General features: G+C 63.1%; 19 protein-coding genes and 1 tRNA gene. 9 read left to right on the top strand and 11 right to left on the bottom strand.

What is annotated here, in order from left to right; genetic code table 11:
- From FJ980_RS24490 to FJ980_RS24480, 3 genes are all read left to right on the top strand, one after another.
- Window positions 1-1215, top strand: a 1215-nt coding sequence (locus FJ980_RS24490; RefSeq protein WP_140546292.1) for a lipopolysaccharide biosynthesis protein, incomplete at its 5' end; no start/stop codon positions are given.
- Window positions 1215-2495 carry a GNAT family N-acetyltransferase gene (locus FJ980_RS24485; protein ID WP_140546291.1) on the top strand — a complete coding sequence of 427 codons (1281 nt, stop codon included), beginning with the start codon at window positions 1215-1217 and terminating at the stop codon, window positions 2493-2495. The genes FJ980_RS24490 and FJ980_RS24485, both read left to right, overlap by 1 nt.
- 71 nt (window positions 2496-2566) lie before the next feature.
- The gene (locus FJ980_RS24480; RefSeq protein WP_140546290.1) at window positions 2567-3727 is read left to right on the top strand and encodes a YncE family protein; all 1161 of its coding nucleotides are present in this window, start codon (window positions 2567-2569) and stop codon (window positions 3725-3727) included.
- Between the two features lie 251 nt (window positions 3728-3978).
- On the opposite strand, the gene FJ980_RS24475 is transcribed toward FJ980_RS24480, so the two are convergent.
- Window positions 3979-4179 (bottom strand): hypothetical protein, encoded by a 201-nt coding sequence (locus FJ980_RS24475; RefSeq protein ID WP_140546289.1) that lies wholly within the window; start codon window positions 4177-4179, stop codon window positions 3979-3981.
- A gap of 266 nt (window positions 4180-4445) precedes the next feature.
- Between FJ980_RS24475 and FJ980_RS24470 the strand changes: the two genes are divergently transcribed.
- Window positions 4446-4817, top strand: a complete 372-nt coding sequence (locus tag FJ980_RS24470; protein WP_140546288.1) for a hypothetical protein — start codon at window positions 4446-4448, stop codon at window positions 4815-4817.
- A 38-nt stretch (window positions 4818-4855) separates the two neighbouring features.
- Here FJ980_RS24470 and FJ980_RS24465 read toward each other — a convergent pair whose 3' ends face one another.
- The 5 genes from FJ980_RS24465 to FJ980_RS24445 all read right to left on the bottom strand — a co-directional run bounded on the left by FJ980_RS24465 (window position 4856) and on the right by FJ980_RS24445 (window position 8526).
- Window positions 4856-5320 carry a hypothetical protein gene (locus FJ980_RS24465; RefSeq protein ID WP_140546287.1) on the bottom strand — a complete coding sequence of 155 codons (465 nt, stop codon included), beginning with the start codon at window positions 5318-5320 and terminating at the stop codon, window positions 4856-4858.
- 88 nt (window positions 5321-5408) lie between these two features.
- Complete coding sequence (locus FJ980_RS24460) at window positions 5409-5798, bottom strand: hypothetical protein (protein ID WP_140546286.1); 390 nt, start codon at window positions 5796-5798, stop codon at window positions 5409-5411.
- Window positions 5795-6472 carry a hypothetical protein gene (locus FJ980_RS24455; RefSeq protein WP_140546285.1) on the bottom strand — a complete coding sequence of 226 codons (678 nt, stop codon included), beginning with the start codon at window positions 6470-6472 and terminating at the stop codon, window positions 5795-5797. Before FJ980_RS24455 ends, FJ980_RS24460 begins: the two co-directional genes overlap by 4 nt.
- 197 nt (window positions 6473-6669) lie before the next feature.
- Window positions 6670-7461, bottom strand: coding sequence for a ParB N-terminal domain-containing protein (locus tag FJ980_RS24450; protein ID WP_181181300.1), 792 nt, complete (start codon window positions 7459-7461; stop codon window positions 6670-6672).
- Between the two features lie 498 nt (window positions 7462-7959).
- Window positions 7960-8526 (bottom strand): recombinase family protein, encoded by a 567-nt coding sequence (locus FJ980_RS24445; RefSeq protein WP_140546283.1) that lies wholly within the window; start codon window positions 8524-8526, stop codon window positions 7960-7962.
- A gap of 894 nt (window positions 8527-9420) precedes the next feature.
- On the opposite strand from FJ980_RS24445, the gene FJ980_RS24440 reads away from it, so the two are divergent.
- On the top strand, window positions 9421-9801 hold the full coding sequence (locus tag FJ980_RS24440) for a response regulator (RefSeq protein ID WP_140546282.1): 381 nt from the start codon (window positions 9421-9423) through the stop codon (window positions 9799-9801).
- Window positions 9802-9816: 15 nt separating this feature from the next.
- Here the strand turns inward: FJ980_RS24440 and FJ980_RS24435 are convergent, their stop codons facing one another.
- Both FJ980_RS24435 and FJ980_RS24430 read right to left on the bottom strand, forming a co-directional pair.
- Window positions 9817-11295 (bottom strand): tyrosine-type recombinase/integrase, encoded by a 1479-nt coding sequence (locus FJ980_RS24435; protein ID WP_140546281.1) that lies wholly within the window; start codon window positions 11293-11295, stop codon window positions 9817-9819.
- Between the two features lie 89 nt (window positions 11296-11384).
- Window positions 11385-11469, bottom strand: a tRNA-Leu gene (locus FJ980_RS24430).
- Window positions 11470-11802: 333 nt separating this feature from the next.
- On the opposite strand from FJ980_RS24430, the gene FJ980_RS24425 reads away from it, so the two are divergent.
- Complete coding sequence (locus FJ980_RS24425; protein ID WP_140546280.1) at window positions 11803-12393, top strand: YqaA family protein; 591 nt, start codon at window positions 11803-11805, stop codon at window positions 12391-12393.
- Between the two features lie 23 nt (window positions 12394-12416).
- Window positions 12417-12935 carry a disulfide bond formation protein B gene (locus tag FJ980_RS24420; protein ID WP_140546279.1) on the top strand — a complete coding sequence of 173 codons (519 nt, stop codon included), beginning with the start codon at window positions 12417-12419 and terminating at the stop codon, window positions 12933-12935.
- A gap of 164 nt (window positions 12936-13099) precedes the next feature.
- Here FJ980_RS24420 and FJ980_RS24415 read toward each other — a convergent pair whose 3' ends face one another.
- Both FJ980_RS24415 and FJ980_RS24410 read right to left on the bottom strand, forming a co-directional pair.
- A complete protein-coding gene (locus FJ980_RS24415) occupies window positions 13100-13657 on the bottom strand; it encodes an HNH endonuclease (RefSeq protein ID WP_027167440.1) in 558 nt (185 codons plus the stop codon).
- A 111-nt stretch (window positions 13658-13768) separates the two neighbouring features.
- Window positions 13769-14428, bottom strand: a complete 660-nt coding sequence (locus tag FJ980_RS24410; RefSeq protein WP_140546278.1) for a DNA-3-methyladenine glycosylase — start codon at window positions 14426-14428, stop codon at window positions 13769-13771.
- 91 nt (window positions 14429-14519) lie between these two features.
- Here FJ980_RS24410 and gluQRS point away from each other — a divergent pair, with 91 nt between their 5' ends.
- Window positions 14520-15389 (top strand): tRNA glutamyl-Q(34) synthetase GluQRS, encoded by an 870-nt coding sequence (gene gluQRS / locus FJ980_RS24405; RefSeq protein WP_140546277.1) that lies wholly within the window; start codon window positions 14520-14522, stop codon window positions 15387-15389.
- A 4-nt stretch (window positions 15390-15393) separates the two neighbouring features.
- On the opposite strand, the gene FJ980_RS24400 is transcribed toward gluQRS, so the two are convergent.
- Window positions 15394-15681: a hypothetical protein gene (locus tag FJ980_RS24400; protein ID WP_140546276.1), complete on the bottom strand. Its 288-nt coding sequence runs from the start codon at window positions 15679-15681 to the stop codon at window positions 15394-15396.
- Between the two features lie 153 nt (window positions 15682-15834).
- On the opposite strand from FJ980_RS24400, the gene FJ980_RS24395 reads away from it, so the two are divergent.
- Window positions 15835-16725 carry a DMT family transporter gene (locus FJ980_RS24395; RefSeq protein WP_140546275.1) on the top strand — a complete coding sequence of 297 codons (891 nt, stop codon included), beginning with the start codon at window positions 15835-15837 and terminating at the stop codon, window positions 16723-16725.
- The last annotated feature ends 15 nt before the right edge of the window (window positions 16726-16740 follow it).

Here is a 16740-nt window from a genome sequence, read left to right as displayed (position 1 = left end):
GTGCTGATGGCGCGCTGGATGGGCTCGTTCGAATACGGCATCTCGGTGCTGGTCTGGGTGACGATGGTCATCGTCGGCAATCTCGCCTGCCTCGGCTTCCACACCTCGGTCATCCGCTTCATTCCCGAATATCGCGAGCGCGGCATGCAGGCCGAGCTGCGCGGCATCGTGCAGGCGAGCCGCCTGTTCGTGCTCGTCGCCTCGACGCTGGTGGCCGGCCTCGGCGCGCTTGGCGTGTGGCTCGCCTCGGACTGGATCGAGAACTACTACGTCGTCCCCTTCATCCTCGGTGTCATCTGCCTGCCGATGATCGCGCTCGGCGATCTCCTGCAAGGGCTGGCGCGCGCCAATTCCTGGGCGCTGCTGGCGCTGTCGCCCACCTATCTGGTGCGGCCGATGCTGATCCTGGCGTTCATGGCGCTGATGCTTGGCCTGCACTACGTGCCCGACGCCAAGACCGCGATCTTCGCCTCGATCGCCGCAACCTATGTCACCACGCTCGGCCAGCTGATGGCCGTCACCTCGCGCATGGAGAAAAAGATACCGGCCGGGCCGATGGCGGTGCATTTCGGCCAGTGGATCCTCGTCTCACTGCCGATCTTCCTGGTCGAGGGCTTCTTCTTCCTGCTCACCAATGCCGACGTGCTGATGGTTGGCGCGTATCTCGATCCCAATGACGTCGCCGTCTATTTCGCCACGGTGAAGACGCTGGCGCTGGTGCATTTCGTTTATTTCGCGGTCAAGGCCGGCGTTGCCCAGCGCTACGCCCAGTTCACCCATGGCGAGCCGCATCGGCTCGCCGCCTTCGCCCGCGAGACCGTCTCCTGGACCTTCTGGCCCTCGCTGCTGATGGCGCTGATGGTGCTGGCGCTGGGCGAGCCGATGCTGGTGCTGTTCGGCCCCGAATTCGCCGCCGGCTACCCACTGCTCTTCCTGCTGGTGCTGGGCGTCGTGGCGCGCGCCGCCGTCGGCCCCTGCGAAAGCCTGCTCACCATGAGCGGCAACCAGAACATCTGCGCCGCCGTCTATGCCATGACGCTTGCGCTCAACATCGGCCTCAACGTGATCCTCATTCCGCTGTTCGGCCTCTGGGGCGCGGCAATCGCCACCAGCCTCGCCATGGTCTTCGAGGCCAGCGCGCTCTCCTTCACCGTCTGGCGCAAGCTCGGCATCGTGATGGCGATCTTCGTGCCTGCAAACAAGGAAGTCGCCTGATGGCCGCCGTCCCGTTGCTCGAGGAGACCAGCGGCGGCCCCGCCGGCGCCATGGTCTCCAACCTTGCCGGCCTGGCGCGCGAGGTCGACCCCGCCCATATCGAGCTCTTCGCCAGCAACAGGCCGGAGCGCAAGCTGGCCATCTATCCGGCCTCGGCCGGCTTCGACCTTGTCGAGGAGCTCGACTATCTCAGCGCCCGCACGATCGAGCCGAACGTCTTCTTCAACCCGCGCTTCCTGGCGCCGGCGATGCCGCGGCTGGAAGACCGCGAGGTGCGGCTGGCCGTCATCCGCGACGGCGACGAATACCGCAACCGGCTGCGCCTCCTGGCGCCGTTCTCGGTCGAGCGGCCGGCGATCCCGCTCGGCGTCCCGGTGATGCGCACATGGTCGAGCCCGTTCGGCCCGCTCGGCACGCCGCTGGTCGACCGCGACGACCCGGTCGGCGTCATCGAGGATTTCTTCTCGATGCTGTCGCGGCCGCATCTCAAGCTGCCAAAAGTCTTCGTGCTGCCCGATATGCGCCTCGACGGTCCGGTGGCGAGCCTGCTCACCTCCTTTGCCGACAGCCGCGGCTTGACCATGGTGACCACCGGCAAGGTCGAGCGGCCGGTGCTGGAAAGCGATGCCGACGGCGAGGACTATCTCAAGGCCTCGCTGCGCGCGCACCACTATCGCGAATTCCGCCGCCTGAAGCGGCGCCTTGCCGATCAAGGCAGGCTCGAGCACGTCGTGGCGCGCGGGCCGGACGAAATCCGCCACGCCATCGAAAGCTTCCTGACGCTGGAAGCGGCCGGCTGGAAAGGCCGCGAGCGCACCGCGATGGCGATCGACCGCTACCGCGCCGCCTTCGCCCGCGAGGCCGTGCACAGGCTGGCCGAGCAGGACATGTGCCGCATCCATTTGCTGACGCTCGACGGCCGCACCATCGCCTGCCTGGTCGTCTTCGTCGAGGCCGGCATCGCCTATACCTGGAAGACGGCCTATGACGAGGCGCTCTCCGGCTATTCGCCGGGCACGCTTTTGATGATCGAGGTGACCAGGCAGCATCTCGACGATCCCAACATCGTCATGACCGATTCCTGCGCGGTTCCGGACCATCCGGTGATGAGCCGTCTGTGGAGCGAGCGCAAGCCGATGGGCACGCTGGTGATCGGGCTGACGCCGGACGCCGACCGGCTGGCGCGTCAGGCCGCCTCGCAACTGCATCTCTACCGCGAGACCCGCAACAAGGCGCGCATCCTGCGCAACCGCATGCGGAGCCTGCTGAAAAGGCGCTAGATGGGCGGCGAGACACCGGCTATGGCTTGCGGCGGCCGGACCCGGCCTGCCTTCACCACAAAGCACTTCAAATGATCGATATCGTCCTGCGCTTCGCCCGCCTTTGTGCGCCGCTTGTCCTGCTCGCCGTGTTTCCGGCTCGAGCCGTGGCCGATACCTGCCCGGAGGATTGCTCCGATCCGGCGCCTCCTCCGGTCAACATCTACAGCCAGACCACCGCCGGCCATCTGAGCCCCGCCACGGCCGGCGCGCTGCCGCGCGTCTATGTGCCGAACCGCTCCTCAAACTCCGTCTCGGTGATCGACACCGTCACCTTGAAGGAGGTCGGCCGCTTCCCGGTCGGCAGCAAACCGCAGCATGTCGTGCCGTCCTGGGATTTGAAGACGCTGTGGGTCGCCAACAACGGCACCGGCAGCAACGGCAGCCTGACGCCGATCGACCCGATGACGGCCAAGCCCGGCCAGCAGATTCCGGTCGACGACCCCTACAATCTGTATTTCATGCCGGACGGCAGCGCGGCAATCGTCGTCGACGAGGCGATGCAGCAGCTCGATTTTCGCGACCCGCACACCATGGCGTTGAAATCGAGCCTGCCGACGCCGACTTGCCCGGGCATCAACCATGCCGACTTCTCTGCCGACGGCTCCTATGCGATCTTCACCTGCGAATACGGCGACGGCGGCCTGGCCAAGATCGACCTGAAGAACCAGAAGCTGCTCGGCCGCCTCGACTTCTCCAGGATGGGCATGCCACAGGACATCCGCCTGTCGCCCGACGGCAAGGTTTTCTACGTCGCCGACATGATGAATGACGGCGTGTTCCTGGTCGACGGCGACAATTTTCGGGAAATCGGCTTCATCCCAACCGGCATCGGCGCGCACGGCTTCGTCGTCAGCCGCGACGGCAAGCGGCTCTACGTCTCGAACCGCGGCTCGCACAAGATGGAGCAGGGCAAGGCCAGGGGTCCGGGCAGCGTCACGGTGATCGACTTCGCCACCCGCGCCGTGGTCGCGCAATGGCCGATCCCCGGCGGCGGCAGCCCCGACATGGGCAATGTCAGCGCCGACGGCAGGCAGCTATGGCTGTCGGGCCGCTTCGACAGCGAGGTCTATATGATCGACACGATGAGCGGCGCCGTGACGAAAATCCGCGTCGGCGCGGAGCCGCATGGCCTGACGGTGTGGCCGCAGCCGGGGCGCTACTCGCAGGGGCACACGGGGAATATGCGGTAGGGCCTTCGGATGGCCTGCCATGCGAAGCTCGTTGGGGGAAACGGCCTGCCATCCGAAGCTTCGTAAAGGTGGCCTGCCATCCGAAGCTCGCATAGCGAAGGATGGTGCCCCTAGCCGGGCTTGGTCGACTAAATCGAACCGGGCAATATAGCGCGATATTCAGTCGGCAATTCAACTGCTTAAGGGAAGTCGTCCTCTGAGGTTCCTAAGCTGCGTCGTACCTCAATGGGTAGTGGTGGTCGTACCTCGTGTCAAGCCGCTCGTAAGCCGCGCCGCATGTCCTCGACATACCACTGCAGCGCCTGCAATGGGTCTTCGTCGAGCAGCCGCACCGCCTCCACATAGGTCTCGCCCTCGCCAAAGTTGTCCTTGACCATTTCGAGATGGCCCTTCCACCACTCGGCAAAGCCAGCCCTGAGGGCGTCGAAGTCAATGATCTGCTCAATCCGCATTTGGTCTAGCTCCTGTTGTCACCGCGCCGCTCTGGCGTGGTCGTCCATCGGATAGCGAGCGGGCAGCGAGGCCGTCAAATCAGGAATATTCAATGCACCAGCGGAATAGTTCCGGCAGCGGAGACATCCCGCCAGTGGAGCGATTTCGTCCGCAAGGCCCCCGCCCCCGACACACCTCTTGGGGCGGCGCATCGGGGGCAGGAAAGTCGTCAGTCAGCGAAAGCCGTTCCCGCCTTCCGAGCCGCTGCTATGGCTTGGGCATGCCCATGGAAGACGTGCCATTCGCCCTTGGCGGCAGCCCGGCGCAGCGCCGGGTAATCGGCCTTGTCGACATGCTCGAAGTAGGTCTGAAGCGTCAGCCCATGCTGCCGCAGTACGTTCCTATCGAGGTGCTGAGTGAATGCAGTTTCCACCACAGCCGCCTCCACCTCCTCGATCCCAAAGGCTTCCCCGGTCGGGATTTCTCCGGTCTCCACGAAGGCGTCCACAATGAATTGCTGCTGGGCCTCGCTGTGGGTGTCCCTGAAGCGGTCAAGGCTCTGGTCGGCCATGCGCACAAATTCTGCATGCTGCTTCTCTTCCTTCTCGTCGTCGGCCAGTTCCTCGCTGTCGGCGGCGCTTTCTTCCCCAGTCGGTAACGGGGCCTTGTCGACCCCGCCTGTCTCGACCGCTGGGGCTACCTGAAAGAATAGCCATAGGGGACCAGAGCCGCGTTGACTGCCGTCACGTAATCGCCCTGGCTGATCTCTCCACGCGCCGCCATGTCCTTGGCCTGCTGAGGTCCCAATTGGATGCCGCCAACGGTCACCGCAAGCTGATCAACGAGGGCCTGCGGCGCTGATCCGTTCATGGGCTTAGCGGCCGCGATCTGGGCCTTCTGTCCCTCGGTCAGAGCTTGCCCTGTGTTGACGATCCCCATGCGCTGTGCCTGGAGCTGCTGGTTCGCCCGCAAGCCCGCTTCCGTCTGGGCCGCGATCTGCTCCTTGAAATGCGCGTCCTGCCGGTCTTTCTCTGACTGCTCATGATCGCGCCGCATCTGGGCCACGCGGTCTTCGAGGGCCTGCCTCTCCCGCGCTTCCTGAGCCCGGATATCGGTGTGGCCGGTGGTGACGAGGCCGCTGGCGTTGCTGAAATCGTTCATGTTGGTTCATTTCCTTCTAGTCATGGTTGATCGCCCCCGGCGCGACATTGCACCGGGTGCGGGTAGAGTTGGTTTCGTTGTGGTTGGGTCAGCGCCTGGGCGTGAACCCGTAGGTCGTCGCCACAGGACGCTCAGGATGCTCGCTAGGCGCGGCTGGGGTGACTGGGCGGGAAAGCTCGTCGCTGCCTCCGGCGACCCCTTCCCGTGGCGCTGCGGGGCTGGGACGCATAAAGGCTTCAGTGATCTTCCTCGCCACTACCAAATCCTGAAGGTGTGGGTAGCCGTAGACCTCGAAGCACCGCTGGGCAGCCACGGAGAAGCTGTCGGTCCAGTCGATGCCGATCCCTGCCAGCCTCCGGTCAAGCTCAGACACGCTCTCCCAGTCGTCGGCCTTGATCCATTCGACCAAGGCAAGAGCCGCCTCCCGCGTGGGATACGTCGCGACCCACTCCCGCCGCCTGATCCAATCCGGGGTCACGCTCGGTCTCCCTTCGAGGTCATCCGGCCCATCCGGTAGAGGTACGCAATCGGTGACCCCTCGGCATTCTCATCATCGACCGCAGATGGGTCGAGGGTTCCCATGGCAACAAGCCGGTCGATGGTCTGGTGATACTGCTTCACTTGCTCGGGGTTCATCGCCCGCCATTCCTCCTTACGTGGCTGGATCACGACACCCTCGGCAGCCTTCCGCCTCCGGTCTCGCCGCTCCTTCGCCTCCTTCAATGATTTAGTTCGGCGCATCTTGGCGCGGTGTGAAAGAGCCTCATCGGGGATTACCCGCTGGCCCGGTATGTGGTTGAGCGTCAGCCGTTCCCGGCCCCCTCGCTCGGCTCTGTCGACGTTGTCGAGGCTATCGCGCTTGCTTCGCCGGTCTGCGTCACGCTTAGCCTTGGCCGCTGCAATCTTGCCCGCGACCATCTCGGCCCAATCCTCAGGGGTATAGCTCTCGTTGTCGGTCGAGGTCATGACCAGATGCACCACCTGTTTGGGTGTCAGGTCGCCGGCATCGGCCACGGTGTCGAGGATGGCCCAGAGCGACGGACGGAAGGTCTGATCGCCGGCTGCGTTCCTCGGCCCTGTCCATGTGTCGACCGGGCTGGCCTTCTGGTACAGCGGTCTGCCGTCCGGGTGCTGGTCGAGGTATTGCGCCATGAACGCCGTGACGGCCTCATGGGTGGTGTATCGGTCTACGTGGTCGTTCGGGTCCCATCCTGGGGACCTCAGCGTGACTAGCGCTTTCGCATCTGGGCTCATCGTCTCCTTTCGTGCCTTGATGTGGAAAGAGCGCCCCATGACGGAGCGCCCTACATCCCTAAATTAGGGACCGTAGTGATTAGGGAGGCCGGGCCTCAGAACTCGTCGTTGTCGACCTCGATGGCCACCCTGTCGTCCTCGCTTAGATGCTCCCTGAGGAACCCGTAGACCTCGGGCAGCTTCCGTCCGAAGTAGCTCGCCAACGCCATGGCAGCGACCTCGGGATTGAGTGCCAACTTGGTCGAGAACTTCTTGGTCAGTTCATCGGCGTATCGGTCAGCCAGTTGTTCCATCCATTGCTCCCGTTCATCGGTGTCTCTTGTGCAAACGAGGTCCTTTCCATTGGCTGCAAGGCGAGCCCTGAACCACGACCCGTGGTCCCCCGCCTCTTCCCCCAAGGTCTTCTTAGCGCGCCTCATGATGGTCACTTGAGCCGGCGAAATACCCGACGCTCTGGCAACCTTCGCGATGCTGTGCCGGTCGATCAGAACCAGCCGCCAAGCGAAGTTCTGACGGTCGGTGTTGTCCATCGGCAGCTTGGCTTTGGAGTTGGCCTCTCCAGCCGCCAAAACCGCCTCCTCAGGTGTCCCCTCGAAGTATCTAACGGGCACCGCGTGGGACCACTTGGCGGCGCTGTAGGCTTCAACGCGGTGGTGCCCGTCGATCAGGATAGCCCTCTTCCCGACCATCATGACGGTCACCGGGTCGAGGGCTCCGATCGCCTTGATGGCCTTCATCAGTTCCGACACATGCCGCTCGCTAATGCCGCCCCTCGGTTGGAACAACTCGGCCACCGCCTCGATGTCCTGAAGGTTCATCTCTGAGGGGCCTAAGGTGGGACCTGTGAATTGCTCTGTAAGTTGCCTGAGGGTTTCCCCGGCGCTCATGTCACTTCCGTCATGTCGTTGTCTTGCTTCCTTCTCGCTAGTTGGCTGGGGGTGATTGGCTGGATTGTCCACCTCGAAACATTCAGGATCGTCCACCATCAAAGACACGGATAGGCAGACACGCGCCTCACCAAAGCTGACCGCCCCGGAGACACCTCCAAACGCCCCCAGAAGGAGCAACGAGGGTGCCTGTCAGGTCTTCAACAGGGTGATCAGCTCGGGTGAAGAGCGTTGGGTAGTCCTGGTGGAGGGGGTAAGGGTCTGACCTGCATAGTGCTAGTAGGGGGGTTAATCCCCTCCGTAGTCCTAGTGGTATGGTTTGTCTGTAACACCATGACGCCCGGCGGGTGGTGACTGCCACCGTTGCGGGTCGGAGCCCTGCTCAGTGCTAGTGGGGGCCTTTATCGCCTCCCCTAGCTAGTGGGATGGGTAATAGGCCGCAGCGCCTTCCTAGACCTAGTGGTGTCCTAAATCGCCTCCGTAGTCCTAGTGGAGGCCTTAAGCCCCCGCCGCAGTGAGAACCTTCTGGACCGCTGAAGGGGAACACCCGGCTTGCTTGGCGATCTGCCTCACAGACCGTCCCTCGGCCTTCAGAGCCTTGATCAGGTCATGGTCGAGGGTCACCGGCCTGCCAGTCTTCCACGCCTCCCCCTTGGCCTGGGCTTGGGCCTTGGCCTTGGCGATGCCTTCCATCTGCCGCTCTTTCCTCAGGGCCGTCTCAAACTCGGCGATGCTGGCGAGGATGCCAAACACCAACTTCCCCGTCCGGGTGGTCGTGTCCAGCGAGGCGTCGTCCAGCACCTTGAAACCGACACCCTTCTTGTCGAGGTCCCTGACGATCTGGTGGAGGTGTGCCGCTGATCTCGCCAGCCGGTCCACCTTGGTCACCACGAATACGTCACCCTCACGAGCGAACCCAAGCGCCTTCTCAAGTTCTGGTCGCGTCTCGTCCAAGCCGGACCTCTTCTCGCTGAAGACCTTCTCGGCTCCGGCAGCCGTCAGCTTCTCAAGCTGGGTGTCGAGGTCTTGGCCGGTCGAGCTGACGCGCGCATATCCGATGAGCATGGCTGTTCACTTTCCTCTAAGAGCGTTGGTGAACACCACTTAGTGGACGAATAGTGCACAAGTCAAGCGATATGTTCACCAAGGTATAGATTTGTGCACGCCCGCCATAGCTAGTGGTCACCATAAGGGTCACGGACGCGAGGCTTAGACATGCAGGCGTGCCTGTTAGGTAGAGCTAGTGGTCAGGGTATTCCCCACCGTCGAAGCACCGCAGGGGAACCGCTCGGGCCTCTTGTCGTGGAACCCGAGGGGGGTACGGAGGGGGTCGGCGCGCGTGCCTATTATCCGATCACCCGCTCAGATTTTTCTGCCAAATATTCCGACCCCATCATATGTTAATGACAGGCTCCTGCTGCCTCCCGAATGATCATGCCAAAAAAGTATTGGGGCAGGGGGCAAATGCCGATAACACGCCTCGCCGATGACGGTGTCTTCGAGCCTGAAGAAGTGTCGCTTCTCCGGGACATCTTTGGCCAAATCTGCGCTCGGGGTCGCATAGACCGCAAAAGCGAGCTTGCCGAAGGCGTGGCCACTAACCTGATCGCACACTACCAACGGGGGCTCCGTGGTGAAGAATTGTTCCGTGCGGTGGCCCCGAAGAAGATGCGCCCCTGAGTTACCCCTATGGCGCAGCAGCGGTATGACCTGAGACAAGAACCGGATGGGACCTGGACGGTGTTCGATGTGTTCACCGGACTTCCGGCTGATGCATAGGGCCGACCGGCCAAGGGTCTCGACAGGGCGTATGCCGTCGGACGTCAGGCGCACCTTCAGACTGGCCGCTAAGGAGGAGGGCGTCCTGCTCCCAGATTAACGCATGTTAATTTTTTGTGGAACCATCGCGCGTTTGGTCCATTAGGTTGGTGGGGAACTCAAACCAAAGCTGGCTCTCCAATGGCACCAATCGTCGTTCTCCTTGTGGAGGATGAGAGCATCATCCTCTTGGATATAGAATACTCGTTGATCGAGGCTGGGTTTGAGGTCATCGCCGTCACTGGGGGGGTTGATGCTATTGCAGCCTTTGACGACGATCCAGCACGCGTCGAGGCTCTGCTGACAGACATCCGACTTGGTGATGGCCCCACTGGCTGGGATGTTGCCCACCACATGCGGGACATCAACACTGCTTTGCCGGTGATCTACATGAGCGGGGACAGTGTGGGCGATTGGCCATCGCGAGCGGTTTCCGACAGCCTGATGATTGCCAAGCCTTTTGAGATGGGTGAGGTCATCACCGGGCTCGCAACCCTGCTGAACGTAGGCGATGCCCCGTAATGACCGGGCGTCAAGTTACGCCAGCGCCTTCCGCAAGGCTCTTGTTGCCACCTCCAGCCTCGCCTCAGGTCCGCCGTAACGCTTCCCTTCGCCGCCCAGCGCATGGCCGAGAACGAGCTTCCGGTCAGCCTCTTCGACCCCTGCCACCTTGAGCTTGTCGGCCATGTTGTGGCGCAACGAATGCACCCGCGCCAACTTGTCATCGGTGATCTCCCGAACGTGCTTCATGAGCGCCGCCGAAGCTGCCGTGTTGCCGCCCTCAACCCCGTAGCGCGGGAACAGCATGTCGCTGTCGCCTACCAGCTTGAGCGCCGCCCGTGTTGCATCAAGCGCGTCACCTACCAGCGGCACCCTGCGGATTGACGCCACGGTCTTGAGCCCGCGCCGATCATGCGGCTTGATGTCGAGGTAGGGCATGTTGCCATCCGCCACGACATCCACAACTCTCAGCCCGGTCACTTCCGCAAGGCGGCAGCCGGTGCCCTCCAGCATCCGCCAGATAAGGATGAGATCGGGCTGCCTGGACAATCTCTCAATCCTGTCGCGGATTGCTGTTGCCTCCTCGACCGTCAGTGGCCTTCCTTCCTCGTCTGCGGTGGGTCCTCCCCAGCGACCGCCCGCGAGGATCGGCAGCCCTGTGAAATGGTTCTTCAATTCGTGGAGGTCGGGAAACTCTGCAATAGCGTGGTTGATGATCGACCGGATGTCGTTGAGATAACGGTCCACCGTCCCGGCAGCCACCTTGCCCTTGAGATACGCTTGCACCTTCCGGGCCTCTTCCCGCGTTATGCTTGCGACGGTCGGAACCCGCCCCAGCGCCTCAACGATTGCGTCCGCCGCTCTGTCAGCGCGCTGCTCATCCTTCTTCCGCTCCAGTTCGCCGGGTTCCCGAAGCGCAAAACGGTTCTGGAGATAACGCTTCTTGGCGTCCATGATCGTGACCGGAGGGGCCTTGGGGTCTGACGTCATTAAAACCCGGAGCAACGCCGTGTCGGCTTTGGTGATCCCCACCGGGTCGTCGTGATCATCTGGATTGTCGGGATCACCAAGGCCTGTTGCATAGGCTCCGCCTGCTGCCCGGTAGCTCGGGCGGTACTTGTCCGCGATGCTGTCTGCAATCTGCTCCCGCATCTCGTCGTCGGCGTCGTCGCTGTCGTCGTCCTCATGACGGTATGGGTTGATGCCAAGGTCCCGTGCCCGATCAATCGCATCGTTGAACAGTTCTCGCGCCGTCTTCGTTGGCTGAACCTTCGGCGTCTTGACCTTGCCGTTCACCGCATCCCATGCTTCGGCCAGCGCTTTCTCAACCTTCTTGTCGACCTTTCCATAAGCCTTCGTGGCTGCGACAAGGGTCTTGCCCAGCGGCACGACCAGTTCACCCTTTCCGAGATGTTCCTTGAGCGCACCGGGCACCGGGCGGCGGTATCGGTACGAAAGCGTCCCGCGCTTCTTGCCCTGTCGCTCCTGCAAATACTTCATCGTCACGTTGACCATAACTGTCCCTCTCTCGGTACCTTACGTCGTACCTCAGGGGACTTCTAAGCCCTTGCTTCAGTTGAATTTCTTGGCCCATAAAGGGTCAATGGTGCCCCTAGCCGGGATCGAACCAGCACTCCTTGCGGAACTCGATTTTGAGTCGAGCGCGTCTACCAATTCCGCCATAGGGGCTCAGGCCGGGCGGCCTGGATGGGCGCGGACTATACGGTTGGACGGCCTTTCGTCAACTGGCCTGTTGCGGATTTGCCGGCGCCGCTTCGGCCAAACAGCGTTCTGCGGTCTTGTAAGGACCGCCGCCATTGTGCGCCGCAGGAAATCTTTCTAGAGAGGCGAATGTTTAAGGTGCCCGGTCGATAATGGCGGCTGCGGCGCTTTGGGTCCTTGTTTCGTACGTGCCGGTGGCCGAAAACCGCTGCGCCGTTTGGGGTGACATGCATTAGGCAGTTCCAGGAAAAGCGCAGCGGTTTTCCGTCCGGAATTGTGTCAATCGCATTAGGAGAGCCGATGCTTCGCGGACTTTACGACTGGACCCTGTCGCTGGCGGCGCGCAAATCGGCCGAATGGTGGCTGGCCTTCATCGCCTTCGTCGAAAGCTCGGTCTTCCTGGTGCCTGCCGACGTGCTGTTCCTGCCGATGGCGCTGTCGAAGCCCGAGCGCGCCTATCGCTACGCGCTGATCGCCACCGTCGCCTCCGTGCTGGGCGGCGTCGCCGGCTGGTTCATCGGCCACTATGCCTATGAGGCGGTCGCCAAGCCGGTGCTCGAATTCTACGGCAAATATGACGAGTTCGAGCAGTTGCGCACATCGTCCGGCGTCGGTTTCATCATCCTGATGCTGGTCACCTCCGGCGCGGCCCATCTGCCGCCGATCAAGGTGGTGACGATCCTGTCCGGCGTCATCGGCGTCAATCTGTTGCTCTTCATCGGGCTGGCGATCGTGGCGCGCGGCGCGCGTTTCCTGCTGCTTGCCTGGCTGCTGCGCCGCTATGGCGAGGAGATCAGGGAGTTCATCGAAAAGCGCTTGGGATTGATTGTCGGCGCCGGCGCCGCTGCCCTGATTTTGCTCTATATCCTCGTCAGATACGCCCACGGGTAGCGACGCAACAACGGATCCAATAGATGACCGCAACCATGAATGCCGACACCGGACGCCAGCGCACGCGCGCGGCGCTGTTTCTCGCCGTCGCCATGGCCGCGACGGTCGGCTCGGCGCTCGCCTTCCAATATATCGGCGGCTACATCCCCTGCCATCTCTGCCTGGAGCAGCGCACGCCCTACTATATCGGCGTGCCGCTGATGGTGCTGGCGGCGATTGCCTCGATGCTGCGCGCGCCGGCCTGGGTGACGCGCGGGCTGCTCGCGATCGGCGGCTTGCTGATGCTCTACGGCCTCTATCTCGGCGTCTACCATTCGGGCGTCGAATGGGCATGGTGGAAAGGTCCGGCCGACTGCACCGCCGGCGCCGGTCCGGTCGACACCGGAGGCAAGGGCGTGCTCGACGCGCTCGACAAGTTCGTGCCGCCCTCCTGCGACAAGGCCGCACTTCGCATCCTCGGCCTGTCGCTCGCCGGCTGGAATGCCATCGCCAGCCTCGTCCTCGCCGCCGTCGCCTTCCGCAGCGCGCTCGCGCGGGATTGAGCCAATTGATCGAGAAACGCGACGCAGAGTTCGAGCAAAAATTCGGCAGGCTGAGTCGGATGGCGCGGCTTTCGAGAACCGGAGCGGAGCGTACTTAAGTACGTGAGCACCGGAAGCGCAGAAAGCTGCGGCAGGCGACCAGCATGGCGAATTTGTGCCGAACTCTAAGGCTCCAGTTCGACATCCCAGTACAGATAATCCATCCAGCTTTCATGCAGATGGTTGGGCGGGAACAGGCGGCCGTTGTTGTGCAGGTCGTGCACCGTCGGCTGATAGGGTTTCTGCAGCGGCCACATCTTGGCCTGGGCCGGCATCATGCCGCCCTTGCGAAGGTTGCAGGGCGAACAGGCGGCGACGACATTCTCCCAGGTCGTCGCTCCGCCACGATGGCGCGGGATGACATGGTCGAACGTCAGATCCTCGGGCGTTCCGCAATATTGGCACTGGAAGCGGTCGCGCAGGAAGACGTTGAAGCGCGTGAAGGCGGGATGCCTGGACGGCTTAACATAGGCTTTGAGGCTGACCACGCTTGGCAGCTTCATCGAGAAGGTCGGCGAAGAGACGGCGTGCTCGTATTCGGCGACAATGTTCACCCGGTCGAGGAACACAGCCTTGATGGCGTCCTGCCACGACCAGAGCGACAGGGGGTAATAGCTGAGCGGACGGTAGTCCGCGTTCAGCACCAGCGCGGGAAGCCCATCCGGAGATACGGCAACCGTCACGTCCTTCGCCTCCTTGCTTCTAGAACCGAACGGCGCGGATACTGTAAGCCCGACATGACAGGGATGTGAAGCGGATTGTCGTGCGTCGAAATCGCCAAAACCGCATGATTTTCAGGCTTTTTTGGCCATTTCGACAGTCGGCGCCGCATCCCTGCCCTTCAATTCCCGGTAATAGGCCCAAAAAAGCCGCGACGCGACACCCCGATACGGGCTCCATGATTCGGCCAGCCGGATAAGCATTTTCTCCGGCGGGCGCGGGTCGATGCCGAGCGCATGCCCGACCGCCGTCTGCAAAGCGACATCGCGCGCGGGAAACACATCTGGGTGGCCGGCGGCAAACAAAAGGTAGCATTCGGCCGTCCATGGGCCGATGCCGGGCACGGCCGTCATCGCTGCGATCGCCTCGCCGGCGTCCAGCGTGCACAGGTGATCGAGATCCAGCCCGCCGGCCACCGCTTCGGCGACGGCGAGCAGTCCGCGCTGTTTCGGCCGCGACAGCCCGGCCTCGCGAAACACGCCCTCGCCGGCGGCAAGGATTGCCTGCGGCGTCAGCGGATCGACAAGCTTCACCAGCCGCCCGAAAATGGCGTCAGCGCTGGCGCGGGAAACTTGCTGTGAGACGATAATGGAAGCGAGGCTCTGAAAGCCAGGTTCCGACAGCCGCAGCGGCACTTCGCCCGCCCGGCCGCGCACGGTCGCCAGCCGCGGATCGATCCGGCAGAGCGCGTCGAGCCCTGTCGCAATGTCGTCCAGCGAGGCGATGCGTTGCACGTTGCTTGTTCCCAGGGCGCCCGCGAAATGGCAATTGATGGCTAACTAGCAACCGGCGGAAGCGCCTTTCAACCCGAATACCGCCCGAGATATGACACTCCTGACATTCCGCTTCGCGCCGAGCCCCAATGGCGAATTGCATCTCGGCCATGCATACTCGGCTCTGCTCAACCAAAAGATGGCGGCGCAGACCGGCGGGCGCCTGCTGCTGCGCATCGAGGATATCGATGTCACCCGCTGCACGCCCGAATTCGAAGCCGGCATTTTTCGCGACCTCGAATGGCTGGGATTGCGTTGGGAACTGCCGGTGCGTCGCCAGTCCGAGCATTTCGCCGAATACCGGGAGGTGCTTGACCGGTTGATCGCCGAGGAACTCGTCTATCCCGCTTTCATGAGTCGCGGCGAGATCCGCGCCTTCATCGCCGAGACCGGCGGCCGCGACTGGCCGCGCGATCCGGACGGCGTGCCGCTCTATCCGCCGCTCGACAAGCACTTGCCGGTGCAGGAACGCAAGCGGCGGATCGCGGACAACATGCCTTTCGCCTGGCGGCTCGACGTCGAGGCGGCAATGGCGCGCGTCACGGCCGGCTTGTCATGGGTGGAGTTCACCGACGAGACGATGTCGGCGACGCGAGCAATCGAAGCACAACCGCGGGCCTGGGGCGACGTCATCGTCGCCCGCCGCGACGTCCCGACCAGTTACCATCTCGCCGTTGTCGTCGACGACGCGCTGCAGGGTGTCAGCCATGTCGTGCGCGGCCAGGACCTCTATTCGGCGACCGGGGTGCAGTGCCTGCTGCAGCAACTGCTCGGCCTGCCGCAGCCGCGCTATTTCCACCACCGCCTGATCCTCGGTGCGGACGGCAGGAAACTGTCAAAGAGCTTCAAGGACACCGGCCTGGCCTCCCTCCGCGAGGCCGGCATGTCGCCGCAGGACGTCAGAAGATTGGTCGGCTTCTAGCCGGCTAGAGGCGCGCCATCCCGGCCTTGATCAGCGCCAGCACGCTGATGAAGACAAAGGCTCCGCCCAGCCCGCAGGCCACCGCCAGCTTGAGATCGCTCAGGCTGATGCCATGCTTGTTGGCGATCCCCACCGCGACGAAAAAGCCGAAGATGAACAGCAGCGTGTTGCCGGTCGGGCCGAAGCCGCTCTCCTTCATGATCGCGTCGAGCGCCGTGCCGAAGAAGAAGCCGAAGGCGGCGATGATCGCGAAGGCGAACAACAGCCAGGTCGTGTCCAGATGCAAAAACATGCCTTACCATGGCGCGGCGACGCGCCATGCCCCTGTTGGCACGGTTTGATGAATTCAACTTAGCTTATGGATCAACCGTTTCGTTTTGCTTGCGGGATTGAACGGCATTAGAGCAATTGCCGTCATCAACCGTTCATCCCGGCAGCCTTCCCCATGCAGAGCATCAAGCGGTTCATTCCCGCCTCCTTCGTCGTTCTGTGGGCGACCGGCTTCATCGGCGCGCGCTATGCCATGCCCTGGGCGGAACCCTTCACCTTCCTTGCCATCCGCTTCGTGATCGCGGCGATCCTGTTTGCGGGGCTGACCGTTCTGCTTGGCTCGCGCAAGGCGACGCGCGAAGAGGCGCTGCACGCGACGGTGGCCGGCGTCCTCATGCATGGCGTCTATCTCGGCGCCGTCTTCTGGGCGATCCACAGGGGCATGCCGGCCGGCCTATCGGCCCTGATTGTCGGCCTGCAGCCGTTGATCACCGCCGTGCTCGCCGGAAAGTTCCTCGGCGAAGCGATCCTGCCGCGCCATTGGGCCGGCCTCGCCGTCGGCCTTCTCGGCGTCGTCATCGTGCTGTGGCCGAAGCTGGGCGCGCTGGGCGGCGGCGTCACGCCGGCGACACTGACGGCTTCGCTCGTCTCCGTGCTCGGCATGAGCGCCGGCACCATCTGGCAGAAGCGCTATGCCTCCGGCGGCGATCTGGTGTCGGCGACGATGTGGCAGTATGTCGGCGGCTCCGCCGTGATGATCCTAGGCTCGCTCGCCTTCGAGACCCGCGCCGTCACCGTCAATGGCGAGCTGATCTTCGCCATGGCCTGGCTGGTCCTGGTGCTGTCGATCGGCGCCATATTCCTGTTGATGGTGATGATCAGGGACGGTGAGATGTCGAAGGTCGCCTCGCTGTTCTACCTGGTGCCGGCCGTAACGGCGGTCATCGCCTGGCTGCTTTTCAACGAACAGCTCAATCTGCTGCAGATCGCCGGCATGGCGATCGCGACCCTTGGCGTAGCCCTGGCGACGGCGCGGCAGGCGAGGAAAGGGGAACTGGGGAATTGAGGAACTGGGGAACTG

Source organism: Mesorhizobium sp. B1-1-5, from assembly GCF_006443065.1.
In the GTDB taxonomy this organism is placed as follows: domain Bacteria; phylum Pseudomonadota; class Alphaproteobacteria; order Rhizobiales; family Rhizobiaceae; genus Mesorhizobium.
This window is presented reverse-complemented; position numbering and strand designations above follow the sequence as displayed.